This window comes from Streptomyces sp. WMMC940 (assembly GCF_027460265.1).
Classification (GTDB): domain Bacteria; phylum Actinomycetota; class Actinomycetes; order Streptomycetales; family Streptomycetaceae; genus Streptomyces.
The window spans coordinates 1721712-1745537 of the sequence record NZ_JAPZBC010000001.1 but is presented as its reverse complement, the minus strand read 5'-3'; the positions used below and the strand labels follow the sequence as shown (position 1 = coordinate 1745537).

Below are 23826 nucleotides of genomic sequence, written 5' to 3'. Positions count from 1 at the left end.
CCCCAGACGAGCTTATGACGCGCTCCGCGCGTTGCCCTCATCCGAGGTACCGATACCGCCGGTAGACCCGATGACGTAGCACTCCGTGGCCGGGGCGTTGCCGCAGCGTGGCCGACCAGAGGCGATTTCGTGGCGGAGGGGCCCACGGGTGGGCGCCGTCAAGAGGAACCCCTTACGATCCTCTCCGTGTCCAAACTGACCGACCTGCCCAAACGCATCCTGATCGGCCGGGCGCTGCGGAGCGACAGGCTGGGCGAGACGCTCCTGCCGAAGCGGATCGCACTCCCGGTGTTCGCCTCCGACCCGCTGTCCTCGGTGGCCTACGCACCCGGGGAAGTGCTGCTGGTCCTCTCGATCGCGGGTGTGTCGGCCTACCAGTACAGCCCCTGGATCGCGGCCGCCGTCGTGGTCCTGATGTTCACCGTCGTCGCCTCCTACCGGCAGAACGTCCACGCGTACCCGAGCGGCGGCGGCGACTACGAGGTGGCGAACACCAACCTCGGCCCGAGGGCCGGCCTCACCGTCGCCAGCGCCCTCCTCGTCGACTACGTCCTCACCGTGGCCGTGTCGATCTCCTCCGGAGTGGAGAACCTGGGCTCCGCGGTCCACTTCGTGGTCGAGCACAAGGTGCTCAGCGCCGTCGTCATCATCCTGCTGCTGACCCTGATGAACCTGCGCGGGGTCAAGGAGTCCGGGAAGCTCTTCGCGATCCCCACCTACGTCTTCGTCTTCGGCGTCTTCACCATGATCGCCTGGGGCGCCTTCAAGGGCCTCGTCCTCGACGACACCATGCGCGCCCCGACCGCGGACTTCGAGATCAAGCCCGAGCAGCAGGGCCTGGCCGGCTTCGCCATGGTCTTCCTGCTGCTGCGCGCCTTCTCCTCCGGCTGCGCCGCGCTCACCGGAGTCGAGGCCATCAGCAACGGCGTCCCCGCCTTCCGCAAGCCCAAGAGCCGGAACGCCGCCACGACACTGCTGCTCATGGGCATGCTCGCGGTCACCATGTTCTGCGGCATCATCGGCCTGGCCATGGCCAGCGACGTGCGGATGGCCGAGAACCCCGCCCACGACCTCATCCAGAACGGACAGCCGGTCGGCCCCGACTACGTCCAGGACCCGGTGATCTCGCAGGTCGCGGCAGCCGTCTTCGGCGAGCAGACCTTCTTCTTCGTCCTGCTCGCCGCGGCCACCGCACTCGTCCTCTTCCTGGCCGCCAACACGGCGTACAACGGCTTCCCGCTGCTCGGCTCGATCCTCGCCCAGGACCGGTACCTGCCGCGCCAGCTGCACACCCGCGGCGACCGGCTCGCCTTCTCCAACGGCATCGTGCTGCTCGCCGGTGCGGCCATGCTGCTGGTCTGGGTCTACGACGCCGACTCCACGAAGCTCATCCAGCTCTACATCGTCGGTGTCTTCGTCTCCTTCACCCTCAGCCAGACCGGCATGGTCCGGCACTGGAACCGCCATCTGCGGACGGAGCGGGACCCGGCCGCACGGCGCCGCATGATCCGCTCGCGGGCGATCAACGCCTTCGGCGCCTTCTTCACCGGTCTCGTCCTGGTCGTCGTCCTCGTCACCAAGTTCACGCACGGCGCCTGGGTGGCGCTCCTGGGCATGGTGATCTTCTACGGGACCATGTCGGCGATCCGCCGCCACTACGACCGGGTGTCCGACGAGATCGCCGCACCCGTCGAGCCCTCCGACGACAGCGTCCGGCCCTCCCGGGTCCACTCCATCGTGCTGGTGTCCAAGGTCCACCGGCCGACCCTGCGGGCCCTCGCCTACGCCAAGCTCATGCGCTCCGACAAGCTGGAGGCCCTCAGCATCGACGTCGACCCGGCGGAGACCAAGGCGCTGAAGGACGAGTGGGACCGGCGCGGCATCAACATCCCGCTGAAGATCCTCCACTCGCCGTACCGGGAGATCACCCGGCCGATCATCGAGTATGTGAGGAGCCTGCGGCGGGAGAGCCCGCGCGACGCCGTCAGCGTGATCATCCCCGAGTACGTGGTCGGCCACTGGTGGGAGCACCTGCTGCACAACCAGAGCGCCCTGCGCCTCAAGGGCAGGCTGCTGTTCACCCCGGGCGTCATGGTCACCTCCGTCCCCTACCAGCTCCAGTCCTCCGAGCTGGCCAAGAAGCGGGCCAGGAAGCGCCAGGAGTGGAACGCGCCCGGATCGGTGCGCCGTGGCCCGGTGAGCGACCAGACCAAGGAGCCCAGCGGCCGGAGCTGACACGGGTACGGGCACCGGCCGGACGGGCCGGGGCACCCTCCGGCCCACGTAGACTGGGGGGCTGTCGTCCGCGGACGGGCGACGGCCCCCTCTCGTATCCCTGGAGTCATCCCGCCATGCCGAACGCTTCCGATGCCTCGCTCGCCGGGGAGGAGTACGAGGTCGAGGTCGGCCCCGTCGCGCACGGCGGGCACTGCATCGCCCGCACCGACGCCGGCCGGGTCCTCTTCGTCCGGCACGCGCTGCCCGGCGAGAAGGTCGTGGCCCGGATCACCGAGGGTGAGGAGGGCTCCCGCTATCTGCGCGCCGACGCCGTGCGCATCCTGGAGTCGTCCAAGGACCGCGTCGAGGCGCCGTGCCCTTACGCCGGGCCCGGACGGTGCGGCGGCTGCGACTGGCAGCACGCCAAGCCGGGTGCGCAGCGGCGCTTCAAGGGCGAGGTCGTCGCGGAGCAGCTGAAGCGGCTCGCGGGCCTCACCCCGGAGGAGGCCGGCTGGGACGGCACCGTCGTTCCGGCGGAGGGCGACAAGCTGCCCGCGGGCCAGGTCCCGGCCTGGCGCACGAGGGTGCAGTACGCCGTCGACACGGAGGGGCGCGCGGGGCTGCGCAGGCACCGCTCCCACGATGTGGAACCGGTCGAGCACTGCATGATCGCGGCGCCCGGGGTCTCGGAACTCGGCATCGAGGAGCGGAGCTGGAAGGGCATGGCCTCGATCGAGGCCATCGCCGCGACGGGTTCCCAGGACCGCCAGGTGATCCTCACCCCGCGGCCCGGTGCCCGGCTCCCGATCGTGGAACTGGACCGGCCGGTCTCCGTCCTGCGCGTCCACGAAGGCGACGGCAGTGTGCACCGCGTCCACGGCCGCCCCTTCGTCCGCGAGCGTGCGGACGACCGCACCTACCGGGTCGGCATGGGCGGCTTCTGGCAGGTCCACCCGAAGGCGGCCCAGATGCTCGTCGAGGCCGTGATGCAGGGTCTGCTGCCGCGCAAGGGCGACACCGCGCTCGATCTCTACTGCGGCGTCGGCCTGTTCGCGGGAGCGATCGCCCAACGCGTCGGCGAGAAGGGCGCGGTACTCGGCATCGAGTCCGGCAAGCGCGCGGTGGAGGACGCCCGCCACAACCTCCAGGACCTGCCGCGGGTGCGCATCGAGCAGGGCAAGGTCGAGTCCGTCCTGCCCCGCACCGGCATCACCGACGCCGACCTCGTCGTCCTCGACCCGCCCCGCGCGGGCGCCGGCCGCTCCACCGTCGAGTACGTCTCGGGCCTCGGCGCCCGCCGCATCGCCTACGTCGCCTGCGACCCGGCGGCCCTCGCACGGGACCTGGCGTACTTCCGCGAGAACGGCTACCGGCCGCGGACGCTGCGGGCGTTCGACCTGTTCCCGATGACGCATCATGTGGAGTGCGTGGCGATCCTTGAGCCTGCCGAAAAGGGCTCCTGACCCGCGGATTGCGGTCTGGATGGTTCGCTCGACCTGTTTAGCTGCCTGCACCGGGTCGAGCGAACGGGGCTCAGCGACTGCGCGAACGGCCCGCTCTCGGCCGACGGGCCCACGGAGTGGCTGCGGGCGGGCAACCTTCAGCACATGACGTACGTCGTGCGGAGCTTGCCCGGCGGCTGAGCGGGCCGCCAAGTCGTGCCTTTCTCACGCCAGGCGCAGTTCCGCCCACACCGTCTTGCCCGGCGCGCCCTCGCGCGGCGCCACGGCCCAGCGGGTCGCCAGTCCCGCGACGATCAGCAGACCCCGCCCGGACTCCGCGTCGCCCGGCGGTTCCGTGTCGGTGAGCACGGGCACGCGTTCGGTCCGGGTGTCGGTGACCTCGACGCGCACGGTGCCGGTGGCGTGGGTGAGCCGGACGTGGAAGTCCCGTCCGGCGACACGCCCGTGCCGGACGGCGTTGGCGGCCAGCTCGGCGGTGATCAGCGTGAGCGTGTCGTTGACCTGGCCGCCGTACGGGTGCCCCCACGTGTCGAGCCGGTGCGAGACCAGTCTGCGGGCGAGGCGGGCGCCGCGCGGAGAGGAGGTGAACGCCATCTCGAACTCGTGCAGGGGATGGGCGGTTTCGGCCTCGACGCCGGGGGCGTCCACCCCGGGGGTGGAGATTCGGCTGTTCATGTGGCCCACGCTGCCGCTGCCGTCCTAGCGTGACCAGATACGGCTCGCACACGGAGCGTCGCTGTAAGTGGCTGGTGTGCGTGTGTAGGCGGGACGGAGCGTGACGGTCGGCGCGGGGGCGCGTTGGCCGAGGGAGGTAGTACGGGGATGAGTGAACCTACGGGGCTGGTGGACGGGGCGTCCGGGGGCGGCGAGGGTGAGGAGCGGCATCCGGAATCGGACGCCGGCTCCGGCTCCGGGGTCCTGCGGGTCTTCGGGCGGCAGTTGAAGCGGTTCCGGTTGCGGGCGGGCTTGGAGCGGCCCGAGTTCGGCTCGCTGACGGGGTACTCGGTGTCGACCATCGCCGCGTACGAGCAGGGGCGGCGGGTGCCGCCGCCGAGGTTCATCGACCGGGCGGACGAGGTGCTGGACGCGGGCGGGGTCCTCCAGGAGATGAAGGAGGAGGTGGCCCGGGCGCAGTATCCGGCGTTCTTCCGGGATGCGGCGCGGTTGGAGGGGGAGGCGGTCGAGCTGTGGGTGTACGCGACTCAAGCGGTGCCGGGACTGCTTCAGACTGAGGAGTACATGCGGGCGGTGTTCGGCATGTGGCGGCCGTTGCTGGACGAGGAGACCTTGGAGCAGCGGGTCGTGGCCCGGCTCGCGCGCCAGAGTGTCTTCGAGCGCAGGCCAGCCCCTCTGTTGAGCTTCGTCATCGACGAGGCGATTGTGCGTCGGCCGTTGGGCGGCTGGCCGGTCATGCGCGGTCAACTGGAGCAGTTGATTCTGGTCAGCGTGTACCGGAACGTCGAGATTCAGATCATGCCGCTCGACCGTGAGGACAACGCAGGCGTGGACGGGCCGTTTACCCTGTTGTACCGCGCTGGTGGCGATCAAGTGGCTTACCTGGAAGCGCAGGGACGCAGCACAATGGTCAGCGACCGGCGGGAGGTCCAGGGAATCGCGTCGCGGTACGGCATCATCCGTGCGCAGGCTCTCACTCCGCGCGAGTCAATGGCCTTCGTTGAGAAGCTGCTTGGAGAGGTGTGAAGTGAACGAGACCCTGAGTGCGGTGGGCGAACTGCGCTGGCGTAAGAGCAGCTACAGCGGTGGGGCCGGAGGAGAGTGCGTCGAGGTCGCCGACTGCGCCCGAGTCGTTCGTGTCCGTGACTCCAAGGACACAAGCCGACCTGCTCTCTCGGTCGCTGCTTCCGCTTGGGCGGCGTTCGTCGGCTTCGCTGCTCAGTAGGCGAGAGGTCTGCCCCCGGTTCTCATGCCGGGGGCGGACCTGTGTCAGGCCGCGTTGGCCGACTACGCCTTCGCCTTCTCGCGGGCGGGCGGGGTTCGGCGGCCCGCGGCGATCTCGGCGTCGAGCCGCGCCTGGCACGGTCAGCGACACGCTCGACTCGGCGACCACCGCGAGCCCGAAGTCGATCACCTTCGGTCCGTTCGGGCCGAGCAGCTCGTATCCGCCCAGCTCGGAAGGGTCGTCGGGGCCGAGGGGCGCGATGTGCACGAAGGGCCTCACAATCGGGCGGAACCGGTGTCCACGGTCACGCTAGACCACCGCCCGTGCCCGCGGGAGGCCGGTCGCCGCCCATTCCCCAGACCGGGGCGCACACCCCTCTTCCGTGACCGGGCCCGTGATGTCGGTGCCGCCCTCTACGGTGGAGATCGCCGATGCCGCCGGGGCGATGGGGAGGGACGACAGGCGTGCGCAGGGTGCCACCGGAGATGTTCCGGTTCACGACGGGGGAGAAGGCCGACCTGTACGGGGCGGTGCTGGACGCCTTCGGCGTGGCCGGCGAGCACCTCGAAACCACGCTGGGGGCCGACGCGGTGCGCGAGCGACTGCGCCCGGTGGGCTGGGTGGCGGACGTCGACGACGGGGAACTGCACGACGCGCTCGCCCGGCTCGTGAAGTGGGAGCTCCTCGACGTCGTGCACAACCACGCGGAGAACTACCGTACGGCCGAGGAGTACGAGCGGCGCAACCTCCAGTACTCGCTGACCCGCCGGGGTGAGGCGGCTCTCGCCGGAGTGCGGCACGCGCTCGAGGTGCTGGCCTCCACGGGGGCGTTGCAGACGGCCGTGCTGGAGGCCATCGCCGACCGGCTGGACGAGCTGTGCCTGCTGTCCGGCGAACCCGCCTCCGCCGACCGGCGGATCTTCAGCACGCTGCGCGAGCTGGAGGGCCATCTGGAGGCTCTGGTGGAGAACACCAAGGCGTTCAACGGCGAACTGCAGCGCCTCCTGCGCGCCGAGGGGGCGGACCTGGAGGTCTTCCGCGAGGTCAAGGCCGCCACTGTCGCGTATCTGCAGGAGTTCCTGGTCAACCTCGACCGGCGCGGGCAGGCGGTCGCCGCCGCCGTGGCCCGGGTGGAGGAGCGGGGGACCGCCGTGCTGCGCGAGCGGGCCCTGCGCGGGGCCGAACTGCCCCCGGTCGCCGGTGAGGACCCCGCGGCCGGCTGGCTGGAGCGCAGGCGGGCGCGCTGGGCGGGCCTGCGGGCGTGGTTCCTGCCGGACGACGGGGCACGGCCCCGGATCGAGCAGCTGCACGACATCGCCCGGCGCGCCATCGTCTCGCTGCTGCAGGTCCTGGAGCGGATCAACGAGTCACGGCGCCGCTCCTCCAGCGCCGTGCAGGACTTCCGGGAACTGGCGCGCTGGTTCGCGGCCGCCCCGGCGGAGGAGGACCTGCACCGGCTGTGGTCGGCCGCCTTCGGACTCGGCCCGGCGCGCCACGCCCACCTCGCCCACCCGGACCCGGAGTTGATCCCGTCGTCCCGTTCCTGGTCCGAGGCCCCGCCCGTGGAGGTGTCGGCGCTGCTGCGCACCAGCGGACGGACGGAGCGCTTCACCCGCACGGCCAGGGTCCGGGACGTCACGGCCGTCAGGGCCGAACGCGCGGAGCGGGCCCGCGCGGAGCGGGCGGAACTCGCGCGTGCCTGGCAGGCGTTGGAGACGGACGGCCCCGTGCGCCTGTCCTCCTTCGGCACCCTGGATCCCGCCGTCTTCGAGCGGCTGCTCGACCTGGTGGGCCGGGCCCTGGCCGCCCGGCCGGACACGACCGGCTCACGCCGCGCCACGACGGGGGACGGCCGGGTGGAGATCGCGCTGTCCCCACCTCCCGACGAGCGCACCGCCGTACTGCGCACGACGAAGGGCACACTCGCCGGACCGGACTACCTCGTGCTCGTCACAGCGGCCGGAGCGAGCGCCCTGCCACGGCCGGGCGCCGCGCGGCGGGAGGCCGCCGGATGAGCACCCTCGCCAACCAACTCGCCGCCGCGGAAAGGGAGCAGGTCGCCCGTGCCATCCGTCTCCTGCTGGCCCGGCCCCTGCTGACCGAGGCCACCGACCCGGCCGGCTTCGAACTGGTACGCCGCCGTCGCGAGCCGCTGGCCCAGTGGTTCGACTACACCTGCGGCTGGAGCCTGGTGGTGGAACCGCGCCGCGGCTACGCCCGCCTCACCAAGGTCCGCGCCGACCCGGACGGCACCCGGCCGGCCCGCAGGGCCCGTTCCGGCCGGGCCCCGTTCGACCGCCGGCGTTACGTGCTGCTGTGCGTGACCGCCGCCGAGCTGCTGTCCATGCCGATGACGACCATCGGCATGCTCGCCGACCGTGTCGTGCAGGCCACGGCGGCCGACCGGGCGCTCACCGCGTTCGACCCGGTGCACAAGCCGGAGCGAATGGCGTTCGTCGACGTCCTGAAACTGCTGGAGTCGTACGACGTGCTGCGCGCGGTCGACGGGACCACCGAGGCGTACGTCGAGTCAGCCGAGGCGAAGGTCCTCTACCGGGTGGACACCACGCTGCTGATGCGGCTGCCCGCCGCGCCCGTCGGCGCCTCCCGGCTCGCCGTACCCCCGGACGAGGTGCCCGCGCGGTTCGGGGAACTCCTCACCGGTCTGGTGCGCGAGCGCCGTTACGGCGGCGCGGTCGCCGACGGCACGGCGGACGAGGAGCACGGCGAGCGGGCCGCCACGGACGCGCAACGCAACCTGAGGCTGCGCCACTCGGTGCTGCGCCGCCTCTTCGACGACCCCGTGCTGTACCGGACGGACCTCACCGACGACGAGCTGGGCTACGTCACCTCCCTGACCGGACGCCAGATCCTGCGCCGCTCCGTCGAGCAGGCCGGTTTCCTGCTGGAGGAACGAGCCGAGGGCTTCCTGCTCGTGGACCCGGACGGGCTCGCCACCGACGTCCGCTTCCCCGACGACACGTCCACCGCCCGGGTCGCCGCGCTGCTCCTCCTGGAGCCGCTGTGCGCCGCGCCCGCCGGACTGCTGCCCGAGCAGCTCGCCGAGGCCGGAGAGGACCTGCTGCGGCGCTTCCCGCGGTGGGCCAGGGCGTACCAGTCCGAGGACGGCGCGGCCCGGCTGTCCGACGACGCCGTACGCGTCCTGCGTGACATCGGCCTGGCCCGCCGGACCGGGGGCCGCGTCGTCGCGTGCCCGGCCGCCTACCGCTACCGCCTGACACAGACGACGAGTCCGGACCGGGACGACAAGCCCGGACCGGATGGGGACGCCGCCCCCAGGGCGGCAGGCGGCACGGCTGCCGAGCGTGTCGCCGCAGAAGGAGACCAGCAGTGAGCGTGACCGAGCTTCCCTTCCCCCGGCGGCCGGAGCCGACCGGACCGGCCGTGGCAGGGGCCGCCCGAGCGGCCGATGCCATCGGCAGCCGCTGGCAGCCCCACCGCGCCGGCATCCTCAACGTCTGGCGCTACTACGACGAGACGTTCACCTTCCACCAGGGCCGCCTGCTGCTGCGCGGCCAGAACGGTTCGGGCAAGTCCAAGGCCCTGGAACTGCTGCTGCCGTTCCTCTTCGACGCCAGCCTCCGCCCCAACCGCCTGTCCACGTTCGGCGGTTCGGAACGCACCATGCACTGGAACCTGCTGGGCGAGGGCGCCTCCGGCAAGACCCGCGTCGGATACGTGTGGATGGAGTTCCGCCGCGTCGGCGACGACGGCACCGAGCAGTGGTTCGGCTGCGGGGCGCGCCTGCAGGCGAGCGTGCACACCAGCGGGGTACACGCCGACTACTTCACCACCGGCTCCGGAATCGCCCGTCCCGGCGGTGTGCTCCTCGTCAACGACGCGGGACAGCCACTGACCCGGGCCGCCCTCGCCGAAGCCCTGCGCGACCGAGGCGACCTCCATGCCTCGGCCTCCGACTACCGCACGGCCGTACGGCGTGAACTCTTCGCGGGCATGGGGGAGCAGCGTTATGAGTCGCTGCTGTCGGCGCTGCTCCAGCTGCGTCAGCCCAAACTGTCCGAGCGGCTCGACCCGTCCCTGCTCTCCACCCTGCTGTCCCGTGCCCTGCCCCCGCTGGGCGAGGGGGAGATCGCCGAACTCGCCGAGGGCTTCGAACGGCTCGACCGGCAGCGCGAACACCTCAAACGGCTCGACGACGAGGTGACGGCCGCCGAGACCGTCGCGTCCCGGCAGCGTGCCTACGCGCGGCGGGTCCTGCGCGCGAGTTCCGCCGCGCTCATCTCGGCCACCACCGAGATGGACAACCTCACCCGCGTCGCCCGCCAGAGCGCCGAGGAGCTCGAACAGGCGCTGGCGGAACGCGAGTCGGCCCAGGCCCGGCGCGAGGAACAGGAGCTGCGCGCGCATGCGCTGGACGAGACCGTCGAGGGCCTGCGCGAGAGCGACGCGTACCGGCAGGGCGAGGAACTCGACCGGCTCCGCCGCCGCACCGAGGACGTGGCAGCCGCCGCCGAGAGGCAGCGAACCGCCGCCCAGGCCGCTCAGGCCCGGTCGGAGGAGGACCGGCGGCACGCCGACGAGGCGGCGGACCAGGCCCGCACCCTCGGCGAGCACGCGCGCGAAGCCGCCGGGGACGCACACAGGGCGGCCAGGGCAGCAGGGCTGGAGTCCATCCACCACGAGGTGAGGACGGTCCTCGACGCGGATCCCGCGGTGGCCCTCCCCCACAGCACCGGACGCGACCAGGGCGGCGTCCCCCGCACGACGGGCGAGAACAGCGCGCGACGAGCCCGTCGGCTGCTGCGCGGCGCGGACACCGCCCGACGGCAGCAGGTCACCCTCGTCACCGAGGCGATCGACGAGCACGACCGCGCCGTACGCGACCGGGGCGCCGCCGAGGAACTGCTGGACCAGGCCCGCACCCGCCTCGCGGAGGCGATCACCCGGCGGGACGAGGCGTCCACCGCCTGGGACGACGCCCTTGCCGCACAGGTGGAACGCCTGCTCGCCTGGGCCGAGGACTGCACGGAACTGCGCATCACCGACCTCGACGCACTCGCTGCCTCAGCAGCGGCGGAGGCCGAGGTGACGGCCCTGACCGACGCCGCCGCGCGCCCGCTGGAACAGGAGATCGCCACGGCGGAGGCCACCACCCGAGCCGCACGCCAAGGCCTGCGGGACGAGCGGAACCGACTGGAGGAGCAGCTGCGACGGCTGAGCGGTGAGACCGACCTGCCGCCCGCGCCCCCGCCCACCCGCACCGCCGTCCGTACGGCGACGGCGGGAGCACCCCTGTGGCGGTTGGTCGCCTTCCGCGAAGGCGTCCCGCTCCCCGTCCAGTCCGCGGTGGAGGCCGCACTGGAGGCGTCGGGTCTCCTGGACGCCTGGGTCAGTCCCTACGACGGAATCGCGCTGCCGGGTCACGACACCCGCGCCGAGGCCGCCCTGGCCGCGACCGCCCCGGAGCCCAGCCTGCTGGAGGTGCTGAGGCCCGAGGAGGACCTCCCCGTCCCGGCCGGCACCGTGACCCGCATCCTCGCCGGCATCGCCTACGGCCCCACTCTGCCGGGCGGGCACCCCGCTGCCGTCTCCGCCGACGGCGCCTGGCGTCTCGCGCTCGCCACCGGGACATGGAGCAAGCCGGAACCAGCCCACATCGGCGCCCCGGCACGTCAGCGTGCCCGGCAACGCATGATCGGCGAACTGGCCGACCGCATCGGCGAGACCAACGCCTCCCTCGCCGGACTCGACGACCGGCTGCGCGGCCTCGCCGCCCGCCGCGCCCGGCTGGACGCCGACCGCTCCGCCCGCCCCGACCACCTGGAACCCGACGCCCGGCGGCGTGACCGGGACCGCGCGGAGGACACCGTGGCGGCTCGGGACGACGCCGTGCGTGACGTCGCCGGACGCCTGGCGCGGTGCGAGAGGGCGGTGGCGGGCGCTCTGCGCACGCTCGACCGCCGAGCCGCCGAACACGGACTGCCCACCGACCGCGCCCGGTTGCGTACGCTCTCCGACGCCATCGACAGGTTCCGGGACACCGCCGACAGCTGGGTGGACGCCCGGCTCGCCGCGACCGCCGCCGCCGACCGGGCCCGCCAGCGGGCCGCCCAGGCGGACCGATCGCGCCGGACCGCCGAGGAACGCGCCGAGGACGCGGCCGCCGCCGAAGCGGAGGCAACGGGGCTGAAAGCGCGCCTGGAGGCAGTGGAAGCCACCGTCGGCGCGGACTACCGGCAGATCGTCGCACGCCTCGCCGAGGCGCGCGCCGAGCTGCGCCGCTGCCGTGAGGAGGCCCGCCGGGCCGCCGAAGTCCTGCTGCGCCTGGAAGGGCAGGTCGGAGAACTGCGTGCCACCAGCGGCCAGGACGCCGAACGACGGGAACAGGCCGTCGCGACCAGGGACGCGGCGGCGCATCGGTACCGGCACCTGTGCCTGGCCGGACTGGCCGAGGACGCCGGCGTCACACCGGCACCCGACGCCGGGGACGGCACCAAGGCCACCCTGGAGGCCGCCCGCGCCACAGCGGCGAAGTGGCCGGACCTCCCGCACGCCCCACGCAACCTGGGCGACGCCGCGACCCGCCTGTCCGAAGCGGTCCACGAGGCCCGCCAGCGCCTCGGCGCCCGCGCCGACCTGGACCTGGAACCGGACGACGACATCCAGCTCTTCACCGCCACCCTGGACGGCGTGTGCGTGGGGGCGACGGCCCTGCTCAGCACGCTCACCCAGGAGCGGGACCGCAGCCGGGACGACATCACGGCCGCCGAACGGCACCTGTTCGACCAGATCCTCACCGGCGACATCCGCCGCCACCTCGCGGCCCGCATCCGCCAGGCCGGCGAACTCGTCGACCGCATGAACGGGCACCTGGAGCGGGTCCGCACCGCCTCCAACGTCGCCGTCCAACTCGTCTGGGACGTCCGCCCGGACCTTCCGGACAGCACCCGCACGGCCCGTCAGCTGCTTCTCAAGGACCCCGGCCGGGTCACCGAGAGCGACCGGGAGGCCCTGCACGTCTTCTTCCGCGCCCGCATCGAGGAGGCCAAGGGCAGTGAGACGGCCGCGAGCTGGGAGGAACAGCTCGGTGAGGTGCTCGACTACACCGCCTGGCACCGCTTCACCGTCCGCCTCGACCGGGCGAACGGGACCGGCTGGCAGCCGCTGACCAAGAAGCTGCACGGCGCGCTCTCCGGCGGAGAGAAGGCCATCGCACTGCACCTGCCCCTCTTCGCCGCCGTCGCCGCCCACTACGAGGCCGTGCCCCTGGCACCCCGGCCGATCCTGCTGGACGAGGTCTTCGTCGGAGTCGACACGGTCAACCGCGGACAGGTCTTCGCGCTGCTCACCGCCCTCGACCTGGACCTCATGGTCACCTCCGACCACGAATGGTGCACCTACGGCGAACTGCCCGGCATCGCCGTCCACCAACTCCTCACCGGCGGGGACGACGACGCGGTCACCAGCGCCCGCTTCGTCTGGAACGGCAGCGACCTGGAAACGGGATGACCAGCACCGACGCGACGATCCCCACGGAACCGGCCCCGGGCGATGCCACCCTGCGCCGCCCGGAACTGCGCCCCCTCTGGGACACGCTCCACAGCCGCCTGTCCTCCGGCCGCCCCGTCACACGGGTACGCCTCGGACCGCTCGACGACCCCCAGCGCGAGGCGCTCGCCGACCTCCTCGGCCTCGACCGCCTGCCGGACGCACGCCCCTCCGTCCCCCTGACCCGCCTGGAGGAGGCCGTCACCGAACTGTCCGGCCGCACCGTACGAGAAGTCGTCACCGAACTCGTCGGCCCGCTCAGCGACAGAGCCGGCGAACGGCGCCGCCAGAAGGACGAGCGGGCCCGGCTGTGGACCTGGCTGGCCGAGCACGAGACGGTGAGGGCCCAGCCGGTGCTCTCCGACTGGGCAGCCTCCTGCCGGGCAGCCGGCGTGGTCTCCGGCTCGGCGGAACACACCCGTACGCTGCTCACGGACGCGCTCAAGGTGCTCGCCGAACTGCCCGGCCAGGCAGAACCCCTGCCCGTCTTCGCCGCCCGGGTCCTGAGCGGCCAGGCGCACGCACTCGACGACGGCACACCCCTGTCCGCACTCGTCCTGCGCGCCCTCGCGACCCTGTACGACACCGTCCCCCCGCAGTCCGCCGCGCAGCGGCGCGCCCTGTGGACCCGCGCGGGAGTCGCCGACGACGAGCTGTCCGCCACCGTCCTCGTCGGCGGTCTGCGCCCGGCCGGCGACGGCCTGCTCGCCCGGGTGGCCACGGCGTGCGCGGAGGCCGGCCAGGCCGCCTGTCTGACCCTCGCCCACGTCCGGTACCCGGGCGGGTTCATCCTTGCCGAGGCCCCCGTACCCGTCGTCCACGTCGTGGAGAACCCCAGCGTCCTGGCACTGGCCCTACGTCGCTTCGGGTCCTGCTGCCCGCCGCTCGTCTGTACGTCCGGCTGGCCCAACAGCGCCGCGATCCAGCTCCTGCGCATGCTTGCGGACCACGGCGCGGCTCTGCGCTACCACGGCGACTTCGACGGCGAAGGCATCCGCATCGCCGCGTACGTCCTGGACAAGACGCCTGCGCGGCCCTGGCGCATGACGGCAGCGGACTACCGTGCCGCGGTCGCCCGCAATCCACGCGGCCCTCACCCGGGGCGCATCACCGAGGCACCCTGGGACCTTGAGCTGACCGAGGTCATGGCAGAGCACGGTACCGCCGTGGTCGAGGAACTGGTGGCTGAAACGTTGTTGGAAGACCTCGCCGGCATGGCTCAGCAGGGGTGTCCCTCTGGCCCGACGTGACGCTCTTTCGACGCTCCGAGCGGCCGCGTACGTGCGCTGACCTGCGATTATTCTCCCCCTCTTTCTGCTACGTCATTTCGATGACGCATCACGTGGAGTGCGTGGCTATTCTTGAGCCGGTTCGGGAAGGCGCCTGACCTTTGCCGGTGCGCATTATGTGCACTGTGGCGTTGCGGGCGATATCTCGACGCTGAGATGGGGCTGGACCAGCCGGTGACCGACACCGTGCTGGAGGAGGCACATCGCGAACGCGCTGTTCGACGCGCACCGGGACGACCCGGAGTTCGGCTACCGCTTCCTGACCGACGAAGCGCGTGGTGCCGGGGCCGATGGCGGACCGGACCGCGTGGCGGATCTGCCGGGACGACCGCTGGTGGAGCGTGTTCGGCAAGCGTGGCAAGGGCAGGAAGGCTGGCCGCCGGTGCATGACGACCTGGTCCGCCGTGACTTCACCGCGACCTGTGTGGACCGGCTGTGGCTCGCCGACATCACCGAGCGCGCCACCGGTGAGGGGAAGTTGTACCTCTGCGCGGTCAAGGACGTCTTCAGCAACGGGATCGTGGGCTACTCCATCGACGCGCGGATGAAGTCCCCCCCTGGCCGTGACCGCCCTGGACATCGCCGTGGCCCGATGTGAATACGTCGACGGGTGCATTCTGCACAGCGATCGCGGCTCGCAGGGCGAAATCAACTGGTCGTCGCAACACCTCGTATGCATGGAGGTGTTGGATGGTGCGTCGTCAGCAGGCAGCGGACCGGGCGCTGCGTCCGAAGCTGAGGTCTCCTGGGAATGCGAAGTATCAGCGTCATGTCGAGGCGGCGTTCTGGACGGAGATCGCCAAGGGGAAGCCGCATCGCAAGGATCGCGCGTGGGTTCAGGCATGGAGCCCAGAGCAGATCGCGAACCGGATCAAGGTTGATTCCCGGATGATGCATCCATGCGCATCAGTCACGAGGCGATCTACCAGGCCCTCTATATCCAGGGCCGCGGGGCGCTGAAACGCGAACTCATCTTGTGCCTTCGGACCGGCCGCGCTCTGAGGGCGCCGCGGGCGCGTTCACGGCGCAAGACCTGGGCGCCCTCGTCATGCCGGAAGCGTTGATCGGCGAGAGGCCCGCCGAGGCCGAGGACAGCGCTGTCCCCGGCCACTGGGAAGGGGATTTGATCATCGGGCTGGAGCGTTCCGCGATCGGCACCGCTGTCGAGCGGTCGACCCGGTTCGCCTTGCTGGTTCATCTGCCTCGCGAAGAGGAACACGGCACGATCCCTCGAACGAAGAACGGCCCCGCACTGGCCGGCTACGGAGCGATCTCTATGAAGAAGGCACTCGCCAACACGATGTCGATGCTCCCCGAGCAGCTGACGCGGTCGCTGACATGGGACCGTGGGCAAGGAGATGTCGGCGCATACGCAGTTCAGGGTCGAGACTGGTATCCCCGTGTTCTTCGCCGATCCCCACAGCCCATGGCAGCGAGGCACGGTTTTCCGGTCATGGCCACCACGAGGATGGCGGCCAGGGTGCCGAGGTCCGCAAGGGCGAGTCGGGAGAGGTCGACCTTGAGCCCGGCCATCACGAAGTACACGGGCGGCAGGAGCAGTCTGGACAGCGACTCCATCCGCTGCAGCGCGCAGTCGCGCAGTGCGCTGTCGCCGTCCCGCGGAACGACGGCACCGAACAGGAACGCTCCGAATATGTAGTGCAGGCCCATCCACTCGGTGCAGGCCGACGACAGGAGGAGCCCGGCCAACACCAGAACCAGGACGTTCTTGCTCGCGCCGGAGCCGCCGGATTCCGTGCCCTGGGCCTTCCTGCGCCTGCTCAGTTCGCCTGCCTTGCGGAGCAGGGGGCGGACGACAGTGATCATCAGGACGGCATAGGGCACCAGCAGCACGAGACGCCAGTCGAGGTGCGTCCCCGCGGCCAGGGCAGCCGCCACGGCCAGCAGGATCCAGACCAGCAGATCGGTGATGGCCGCGCACGTCAGGGTGGTCGTACGGATCCGGCTGTGGGTCAGTCCGCGGTCGGCGATGATCCGGGCGAGTACGGGGAACGCCGTCGCGGCCATGGCGGCCGCGAAGAACAGCACGAATGCCGGGAGCGGGCCTTGGCGGTGCGAATCCGCCAGCAGCCACGCGAGTGCGGCACCCAGACCGAGCGGCAGCAGTGTCGAGAGGGCGGTCGCCCACAGGGTGACCCGGCCCCCTCCGTGCAGGACGCCGAGGTCGATCTCCAACCCGACGGCGAACATGAACAGGGCCAGGCCCCACGCCGGCGAGCGCGCTCGGCAGCGGCTCGCACCTCGGCGGGGAAGAGGACCCCGTGAAGTGTGCCCCGAGCAGGGTGGGCCCCAGCAGCACGCCTGCGACTATCTCGCCGATGACCGCCGGCTGGCCACACGCCCGTGCGGCCACCCCCAGAACACGCGCCAGAATCAGGGCCAGGCCCAGGAGCGGGTGGAGCGTCTGCGACGGCGTCACCGGGCGGGACCGTCTCCGGCCTCCGACCGGTCTTCGGCCGTCGGCCGGGGACCGGTAGTCCCGTCCTCGCTGGGCATGACGATGCTGGCGATGCCCTGGTCCAGGTCGATGCGCGTCCGCGGCGGGGCGCCGTCGCCCTCGTCGTCGCGGAGCACTTCCTGCAGTTGCTGCTGCTCGATCTCGACCAGCCTGTTGGCGTTGAAGATCATGTTGAACTCGTCGAATGCGTGACCGGTCAAAGGGCGCCGTGCACTGCTCCGCCGGAAGAGGATGGTGCGTCCCTTGAAGAAGCGGCGCAGGACCAGTTCCGTCCCACAGCATATGAACAGCAATAACGCGAGCCCCGGGAGAAGGGCTTCGCTCCAGACAACTGACATCGGATATGCCTCCTGCTGACGAGTTGAGGCTATCCGTCAACCGGGGCCCGCTCCGGCAGGAGTCGACCACCCGCTGGCCGGTCTGAGCGAGCAGAGCCTGGCCGCGCTGCCGGAGATCCTCGGCAGGCAGACCGCGATGCTGAGGGAGCCGTTCGACCGTGCGGTCGACACCGATCTGCTGTTCTTCACCGCAAGGCGCTCCCACCCCGGCGAGCCGGACTTCGCTTTGAGCTGGCAGTCTTTGATCACGGGCCGGATCACGGACGTCGAGATCGATTGCGAACACAATCAGATGACGGAGCCGAAGGTGCTGGCGCAGATCGCCCGGACTCTGCGGGCACGGCTTTCGGCGACCGATCGATGAGGAGCGCGTAACGGCGGAGAACAAGCACGACACTTGGTTCGTCGTCCAACTTAACGCCCAGCGCGGGAAGTTGTTTGTGTGTCGTAGGCGGGAACTGACTAGGATGCTTGTGCGGCCCTGATGCCGCCGACAAGGACTCGGCAGTGTTGCAAGTGCCGCGATGCGGTTGCAAAACGGGGGTTGTGAGTTGCGGTTCAGTGCGTCGCGCTGGTACGGGTACCTTGCTGCCGGTTGGGCGGTGGCTTTCGCCGGTCTGCACTTCTTCTGGGCTCTCGGCGGGGAAGCGGGGCTGGACGTCTCGTCCGGAGAACGTCTCGCGTCCGAGCGGCCGACTTGGTTCGTGGCCGGAGGCCTCTGGGGAGTGGGATTCCTGTGCCTGATCGGCGCCGCTGTGGCGATCGGGCTGCAGCGGCGCGGTGTGCGCGGGCGGCGGTGGCGTGTGCTCCGGTGGATTGGCGTCGCGGTCTGCGCACTGCTGCTGACCCGGGGGCTTGCCATCGAGGTGCTGCTCATCGCCGGGGTCTCGGCCACCGGCGAGATCAGCGCCGCGCAGAAGTTCTGGACGCTCACCCTGTGGAACCCCTGGTTCGTTCTCGGCGGCGTGCTGTTCGGGCTGGCGGCACGCAGCTTCGGCAAGGGCATGGCGGGTTGTACGGCGGACAGAGCCGCAATCACGCACTGACCGACTGGCACAGCCTCAAAGCAAGACGGTATCCGGCGATACGGGGGAAGTGACGTTCTATGACCGTGGCCAGATAGAACTTGCCCTTGGCCGGTTTCGATCTCCGTCATGTCCCCGCACCAGACCAGGTCGGGCGCTCGGCGGTGAAGTCCCGCCGCACGAAGTCCGGGGCGGCCGGCCGTTTCCCCGGCCGGGTCAGCCCCGTCGTCTGCGCACCCTCCGCGCGACCAGACCGGACTCGGACATGATTCTCGCGATGGTGTTCACCGAGACCCGCCGGCCCTGCCTCGCCAGCCTGATCCAGATCTTCGGCGAGCCGTAGGTGCCGCCGGAGTCGTCGAACTCCTCCTTCACCGCTTCGATCGACGCTGTCTGCGCAGCTCACGCCGGGTGGGCCGGCGGGTGCGGTGCTTGGAGAACCATGCCTCGCTCACGCCCGGAGCACGGCAGGGGGCGCTCGGGGCTGCGGTTACGCATTCCGTTCCACGAGAAAACGCATCAATGACAGCAGGTCATTGAACGCCCAGGCATCCGCTCCCACCTGTTCGAGGCAGTCCTGGGCGGCCTGACGCAGACGGGTGGCCTCCGCCTCAGCCCATGCCCTCCCACCGGCCTCCTCGACCCACTGTGTCGCCTTGGCCACGTCTGCGCTGGTGAGAGGGTCGGCACTGCGGTACAGGGCGGCCAGGCTGCGCGACGCATCGGTTCCTGCCTCCAACGCGGCGACAACGGGGAGGCTCTTCTTTCGCGATGCCACATCCGCGCCGACAGGCTTCCCGGTCACACGAGGGTCTCCCCACACGCCGAGAATGTCATCAACCAGCTGGAACAGCATGCCCAGGTGACCACCGAAGGCGCGCATGACAGCCGCGGCTTCGGCGTCCGCTCCTGCTGTGAGCGCACCGAGTTCACAAGCGGCGGCGATCAACGCGCTGGTTTTGCCCGACACCATCGCCTTGGTCTCAGCGAGAGTCACCTCGACGCGGTCCTCGAACGCGAGGTCCATGGCTTGCCCGACGCAAAGACCGTGGACGGCTTGCGCCAGGATCTTCACCAATCGCCCTGGGTCGTCATAGCCCGAGGACGCGAGCAGCCGGTATGCCTCAGCGACGAGCAGGTCGCCTGCCAGTACGGCCTTGGAGGTCCCGAACAAGGACCATGCTGTCTGCCGGTGACGGCGGACCGTGCCCTTGTCCATCACATCGTCATGGAGGAGGGAGAAGTCATGGACCAACTCGACCACCACAGCGGCAGGGAGGGCCGACTTCACCGCGGCCTCGCCGCCTACCGCGCGAGCGCAGGCGACGGCAAGGGCCGGCCTGATGTATTTTCCCGTTTGGTCGCACGGCCGACCGTTCGCGTCCCACCAGCCAATGTGGTAGCCGACTATGTGGCTGGTTTCTTCCGGCAGGGCGGCCACGGTGGCGCGATGCAGGGGGGAGATCAGCTCACGCGCCTCGGCCATCATCTCCAGTGCGTCGCGTTGCGCGGAAATACTGTTCACGTTGATTCTCTCATCCCCTACTTCGGACGTGAGGACGTGCCCTCGACAGCCGGTGAACAAAGGAGATCACCTTGTTGTTTGCCTTGTCGCCGCGCGCAATGCTCACCCGGAGCGGCGACCTTAACGGAGTAGTTGCCCGCGTGAGTTTCGACCGTCTGGTGACGGTATTGGGGACCGTATCAGCCAGGCTTGATAGAGACAAGATCAACAAGTGTCAACTGCACGTCAGATGACGCCGATTCAGGCCGTGGCCGCAAGCGGTCAGACGGTTATCGAATATGCACTGGAGTCGCGTTGTCATGCGGCTACTTCGCATGGCGCCGGTAGCCGGTGATGGAGTGACGCGGGGACCAATGACGACGGTGTCCTCCTTCGGGAGCAAGGCTCCCGGAGGCAGCCGGTGCGCCGTGGGGGTGCGGCCGGACAGAGCACGGCAGACCGGGTCGGACAGGACCGCGCAGAGCATTGCCGTGTAAGCCAACCGTGGCCGAGATCACGGGAAACCGCGTGTACAGCCGGGCTGACGGCGTGACATGTTGTGGCCACAGCGGGCTACGGCCGAGTAGCTTCGGGGGAGGGCAGGAATGAGCCGCACGCCGGTGATGAAGTTGTGCTCCACTGCTGCGAGTTCGTCCACGTCCCACATGCCAGGGCGCAGTGGATGACGAGGCCGTCGTGAGGTGCGAACCACACACGGATGGCCTCGACGACGGGCCAGCGCGGCCGGTCTGCTGCTCACACCCGCCGCTCGAGCGGCGGCTTCAGCTCCTCTCCCGACGACTCGGTCGCAGTCCGCACCCGGCGGCGACGATCGCAGCCATCCGCAGTTCAACACACCGTCATCGCAGCTGAAGTCATCAAACTGTTTTTGAACCGCATTGCGCGTGAAAGTACGGGGGATATGATCAACGCACAGCGAGAATTGCGTGCAACGACTGAGGTCGATGAGCCGATTAGGCGACTGCTCCGGCTCATCGAGTTGCAAGAGCAGTCCATAGCATCGTGCTCGGAATATACCCGGTCACTGCAGAGGCAGGTTTCCGCACTGGCGTCGTGCATGTGGCCTCCCCTGCACCAGGCATCAGAACAGGAGATCGTGAAGGATGCCGATCGGATAGCAGAAATCCAGGACAGCATCGTCGAGCTGCCCGCTGACGAAATCATGCTGTTGCGCCCCGCATTTGGATCGCCAGACGATATGAACCGGGACTTGGAACGTTTCCAGTCCGCCCGGACCCGCGGGGTAACGGTCCGATGCATTCAGCAGCAACTGCACACCAGTCTGCGATTCCGTTCACACTTCCGGCAGATCGCATCACTGGGCTGCCAAGTACGCACGTCACCTCTGATCCCTTTCCAGGCCACCGTAGTCGATGACACTTTATCGTTTATCTCGACAGACGCCGACGGGCCGCCAGAAAAGATGCTGCTGGTCACGAATCCACATCTTGTCGGGTGTATGCGTCGCGTCTTCGAGTTCTGCTGGGACGCTGCCAGCGATTCCGCAGCGCAACCGACGCTGGGGATCTGTGGCTCCGGGCATCCCGAGGCCGACGTGAGCCGGCCACGCGTACCGGATCTGGCACCGGACCAGCTGACGGTGCTGCGTCTTTGGGCCAGTGGTCGACCTGATACCGCCATTGCGCGAGAACTGCAGGTTTCACCCAGAACGCTTCGCAGGACCACCGCGACGCTGATGCGACGACTCGGCGTCAGTACCAGATTCGAAGCGGGAATGGTCGCCGCACGTTCGGGTCTTCTCAATTGACCGGTTCGTCCGCCGATCGGTAACGAGCGGACGCACCCGCCGCGGCGACGCCCGGGCTCAATGCAGTCCTGGGCGCCGCCGCGGCCGACCGAACGGTCAACCGGCGAATTCACTCCCGCAGGCGAAGCCGCTCGAGCACACCGCGCGCCAGACGCGGAGACCACCAGTTCCAGGTTCCCGCGATGCGCATGAACGCCGGTACAAGAACGACACGAACCAGCGTTGCGTCCACAAGGACGGCCAGCGCAAGTCCGAGACCGAGCATCCGCATGAGGGAGACGCCGCTGGTGGCCATCCCGGCGAATACGACGGCCATCATCACCGCGGCTGCCGTCACCACCCGGCCGGACCGTGCCAGACCGACCGCCACCGCGGTGTCGTTGTCGGCCCTGGTACGTCCTGACTTCTCCCACTCCTCGCTGAACCGGGCAAGCAGAAACACTTCATAGTCCATGGAGAGCCCGAACGCGATGCAGAACAACAACACCGGAACCGTGGCGGTGGTGTAGCCCGTACTCGTTGTGCCGAGAGCGCCGAGATGACCGTCCTGGAAGATCCAGACCATCGCACCGAAGCTCGCGGTCAGCGACAGCGCGTTGAGAACGAGGGCTTTCAGCGGCATCACGACGCTACCGGTGAGCAGCAGCAACAGCACGAACGTGGTGACGGCGATCCAGGCCAGTGCCTTGGGTATGCCCCGGGCGATACTCGCGGAGGTGTCACGGGTCTGCGGACCCAAGCCGTCGAACAGAGTGTGGCCCGGAGCGGGAACCATACGCAGCGCATCCAATTGCTGTGCCGCAGCGGAGGAGTACGGGTTCAGCGGAGTCTGCACCGTCAGATAGGCCACGCTCGCCTTCGTCGCTGCCGGCGCGCCCGGACCCACACGCTGTCCGTCGCTGTACGTGGCAGCCGGAGCGACGACGGATTTCACGGATTCCACGCGCGACAGGGCCGTGGCGTACGACTCGACCTTGGCCGGATCGTCGACACCCTCCACGACGATCCGCACCGTGCCCACGACATTCTCGTCGAATCCGTCCCGGATCGTGTCGCCCACCTGGTGCGACTGCGCGCTGACCGGGAGGACTCGGTCGTCGGGGAGGCCGAGCCGCAAACCGAAGACCGGTGCAAGGGACACCAACAGCACAGCGAGGACGGGCAGGGCGAACACGATCGGTCGGCGCTGCACCGACACCGCCACCCTGTGAAGCCACGAGGATTCGACCGCGTCCGTCTCACGCAGCGGCTTGCGGTTGATCCGGGTGCCCAGAAGGCTCAGCAACGCGGGAACCACGGTCAACGTCAGCACGATCGAGAGAGCGACCACCGCCGCGCCGGCGTACCCAATCGACTTCAGGAAGTAGAGGGGGAAGAACGTCATTCCGATCAACGCGATACCGACGACCAGCCCGGAGTACACAACCGCCCGGCCACCGCGCCGCAGCGCGATCGCGATGGCCTCCTGCTGTCCGCTGCCCCGGGCGATTTCTTCGCGAAACCGTCCGATGATGAGCAGCGAGTAGTCGATCGCCAGCGCCAGGCCGAGCCCGGTCGTGATGTTCATCGCGAACACCGACAGGTCGGTCACCAGCGTCAGCAGATACAGCAGCGCCGTGGTGCAGACGATGGCGATGATTCCGACCACCAGCGGGATCGCGGCCGCCACCCAGCTGCGCAGGAACCAGACCAGCAGGAGGAATGTCAGCACGATCGCGACCGATTCGGCCACGCCGAGGTCACGCGCAGAGGTCGTGGCTATTTCCGAGAAGGCCATGGCCTGACCGCCCGCGGTGACGGTGACCCCGTCGGCTTCACCGGTGTAACGGTCGGACAAGGCCTTGGCGGTCTTCTGCGCGGCGTTGTCGTCGCCCTTCAGCGTGGCGACCACGAGCCCCACGTGGCCGTCGCGGCTGATCAGGTGCGCACCGCCCTGCGGCTCGGTCCACGGGGAAACGACCGTCTGCACGCGCGAGTCGTGTCGCATTCCAGCGACGATGTCCTTGGCCCGGGCCGTGGCCTTGGCATCCGTGGCGCCCGAAGCGGATTCAATCGTGAAAAGGAACTGTGCGCCGGACAGGCCGAATTCGTCGGCAAGTACGTTCGCAGCGCGGGTGGATTCCGCGCCGGGGTCCTGGAATCCGCCGGCCAACAGCCGATCGGGGACCTTCGATCCGAGCCCACCGCACAGGACGAAGGCCAGGAGGACCAGCGCCAGTACGCGTTTCGGGGCGCGTATGGCGAATCCTGCCAGACGGTTGATCATTTCTCCTCTTTCGAATCCCTGCCGGC

At 70.0% G+C, this 23826-nt stretch carries 18 protein-coding genes and 1 pseudogene; 13 read left to right on the top strand and 6 right to left on the bottom strand.

Translation table 11 applies throughout. The annotated features are described in order from the left end of the window. Positions 1-186 precede the first annotated feature (186 nt). Both O7595_RS07645 and O7595_RS07640 read left to right on the top strand, forming a co-directional pair. Positions 187-2235, top strand: coding sequence for an APC family permease (locus O7595_RS07645; RefSeq protein ID WP_269727975.1), 2049 nt, complete (start codon positions 187-189; stop codon positions 2233-2235). Positions 2236-2351: 116 nt separating this feature from the next. Next, positions 2352-3680: a class I SAM-dependent RNA methyltransferase gene (locus O7595_RS07640; protein ID WP_269727974.1), complete on the top strand. Its 1329-nt coding sequence runs from the start codon at positions 2352-2354 to the stop codon at positions 3678-3680. A 204-nt stretch (positions 3681-3884) separates the two neighbouring features. On the opposite strand, the gene O7595_RS07635 is transcribed toward O7595_RS07640, so the two are convergent. Next, positions 3885-4355 (bottom strand): ATP-binding protein, encoded by a 471-nt coding sequence (locus O7595_RS07635; RefSeq protein ID WP_269727973.1) that lies wholly within the window; start codon positions 4353-4355, stop codon positions 3885-3887. 147 nt (positions 4356-4502) lie between these two features. On the opposite strand from O7595_RS07635, the gene O7595_RS07630 reads away from it, so the two are divergent. From O7595_RS07630 to O7595_RS07595, 8 genes and pseudogenes are all read left to right on the top strand, one after another. Next, positions 4503-5381 (top strand): helix-turn-helix domain-containing protein, encoded by an 879-nt coding sequence (locus O7595_RS07630; protein ID WP_269727972.1) that lies wholly within the window; start codon positions 4503-4505, stop codon positions 5379-5381. Next, positions 5317-5580 (top strand): DUF397 domain-containing protein, encoded by a 264-nt coding sequence (locus tag O7595_RS07625; RefSeq protein WP_443071581.1) that lies wholly within the window; start codon positions 5317-5319, stop codon positions 5578-5580. The genes O7595_RS07630 and O7595_RS07625 overlap by 65 nt, the downstream gene beginning before the upstream one ends. 464 nt (positions 5581-6044) lie before the next feature. Next, the gene (locus tag O7595_RS07620) at positions 6045-7595 is read left to right on the top strand and encodes a TIGR02677 family protein (RefSeq protein WP_443071580.1); all 1551 of its coding nucleotides are present in this window, start codon (positions 6045-6047) and stop codon (positions 7593-7595) included. After that, positions 7592-8935: a TIGR02678 family protein gene (locus O7595_RS07615; protein ID WP_269727970.1), complete on the top strand. Its 1344-nt coding sequence runs from the start codon at positions 7592-7594 to the stop codon at positions 8933-8935. Before O7595_RS07620 ends, O7595_RS07615 begins: the two co-directional genes overlap by 4 nt. Further along, positions 8932-13071 (top strand): TIGR02680 family protein, encoded by a 4140-nt coding sequence (locus O7595_RS07610; protein WP_269727969.1) that lies wholly within the window; start codon positions 8932-8934, stop codon positions 13069-13071. The genes O7595_RS07615 and O7595_RS07610 overlap by 4 nt, the downstream gene beginning before the upstream one ends. Then, a complete protein-coding gene (locus O7595_RS07605; RefSeq protein ID WP_269727968.1) occupies positions 13068-14360 on the top strand; it encodes a TIGR02679 family protein in 1293 nt (430 codons plus the stop codon). Before O7595_RS07610 ends, O7595_RS07605 begins: the two co-directional genes overlap by 4 nt. 421 nt (positions 14361-14781) lie before the next feature. Further along, entirely contained in the window at positions 14782-14997 is a 216-nt protein-coding gene (locus O7595_RS07600) for a hypothetical protein (RefSeq protein ID WP_269727967.1), read from the top strand. Between the two features lie 179 nt (positions 14998-15176). After that, positions 15177-15868 (top strand): annotated as a pseudogene (locus O7595_RS07595) (IS30 family transposase); the annotation flags it as partial. Here O7595_RS07595 and O7595_RS07590 read toward each other — a convergent pair. Next, entirely contained in the window at positions 15777-16610 is an 834-nt protein-coding gene (locus tag O7595_RS07590; protein WP_269727966.1) for a cation:proton antiporter, read from the bottom strand. The pseudogene O7595_RS07595 and the gene O7595_RS07590 overlap by 92 nt on opposite strands. 225 nt (positions 16611-16835) lie before the next feature. Then, on the bottom strand, positions 16836-17078 hold the full coding sequence (locus O7595_RS07585) for a DUF6191 domain-containing protein (protein ID WP_269727965.1): 243 nt from the start codon (positions 17076-17078) through the stop codon (positions 16836-16838). Positions 17079-17352: 274 nt separating this feature from the next. On the opposite strand from O7595_RS07585, the gene O7595_RS07580 reads away from it, so the two are divergent. Both O7595_RS07580 and O7595_RS07575 read left to right on the top strand, forming a co-directional pair. Continuing rightward, positions 17353-17580 (top strand): hypothetical protein, encoded by a 228-nt coding sequence (locus O7595_RS07580; protein WP_269727964.1) that lies wholly within the window; start codon positions 17353-17355, stop codon positions 17578-17580. Between the two features lie 238 nt (positions 17581-17818). After that, positions 17819-18262, top strand: coding sequence for a DUF3995 domain-containing protein (locus O7595_RS07575; RefSeq protein ID WP_269727963.1), 444 nt, complete (start codon positions 17819-17821; stop codon positions 18260-18262). 195 nt (positions 18263-18457) lie between these two features. Here O7595_RS07575 and O7595_RS07570 read toward each other — a convergent pair whose 3' ends face one another. Then, a complete protein-coding gene (locus O7595_RS07570) occupies positions 18458-18616 on the bottom strand; it encodes a transposase (RefSeq protein ID WP_269727962.1) in 159 nt (52 codons plus the stop codon). Positions 18617-18731: 115 nt separating this feature from the next. After that, complete coding sequence (locus O7595_RS07565; protein WP_269727961.1) at positions 18732-19766, bottom strand: polyprenyl synthetase family protein; 1035 nt, start codon at positions 19764-19766, stop codon at positions 18732-18734. A gap of 697 nt (positions 19767-20463) precedes the next feature. Between O7595_RS07565 and O7595_RS07560 the strand changes: the two genes are divergently transcribed. Beyond that, complete coding sequence (locus O7595_RS07560) at positions 20464-21534, top strand: helix-turn-helix transcriptional regulator (RefSeq protein WP_269727960.1); 1071 nt, start codon at positions 20464-20466, stop codon at positions 21532-21534. A gap of 109 nt (positions 21535-21643) precedes the next feature. Here O7595_RS07560 and O7595_RS07555 read toward each other — a convergent pair whose 3' ends face one another. Continuing rightward, the gene (locus O7595_RS07555) at positions 21644-23800 is read right to left on the bottom strand and encodes an MMPL family transporter (protein WP_269727959.1); all 2157 of its coding nucleotides are present in this window, start codon (positions 23798-23800) and stop codon (positions 21644-21646) included. Positions 23801-23826 lie beyond the last annotated feature (26 nt).

What these genes read in the sequence shown, in the direction of transcription:
- O7595_RS07640 (WP_269727974.1), top strand. Translation starts at nt 2,352, where the DNA reads ATGCCGAACGCTTCCGATGCCTCGCTCGCCGGGGAGGAGTACGAGGTC.
- O7595_RS07635 (WP_269727973.1), bottom strand. Translation starts at nt 4,355, where the DNA reads ATGAACAGCCGAATCTCCACCCCCGGGGTGGACGCCCCCGGCGTCGAG.
- O7595_RS07630 (WP_269727972.1), top strand. Translation starts at nt 4,503, where the DNA reads ATGAGTGAACCTACGGGGCTGGTGGACGGGGCGTCCGGGGGCGGCGAG.
- O7595_RS07615 (WP_269727970.1), top strand. Translation starts at nt 7,592, where the DNA reads ATGAGCACCCTCGCCAACCAACTCGCCGCCGCGGAAAGGGAGCAGGTC.
- O7595_RS07605 (WP_269727968.1), top strand. Translation starts at nt 13,068, where the DNA reads ATGACCAGCACCGACGCGACGATCCCCACGGAACCGGCCCCGGGCGAT.
- O7595_RS07590 (WP_269727966.1), bottom strand. Translation starts at nt 16,610, where the DNA reads ATGTTCGCCGTCGGGTTGGAGATCGACCTCGGCGTCCTGCACGGAGGG.
- O7595_RS07580 (WP_269727964.1), top strand. Translation starts at nt 17,353, where the DNA reads ATGCTGAGGGAGCCGTTCGACCGTGCGGTCGACACCGATCTGCTGTTC.
- O7595_RS07560 (WP_269727960.1), top strand. Translation starts at nt 20,464, where the DNA reads ATGGCCTCGACGACGGGCCAGCGCGGCCGGTCTGCTGCTCACACCCGC.
- O7595_RS07555 (WP_269727959.1), bottom strand. Translation starts at nt 23,800, where the DNA reads ATGATCAACCGTCTGGCAGGATTCGCCATACGCGCCCCGAAACGCGTA.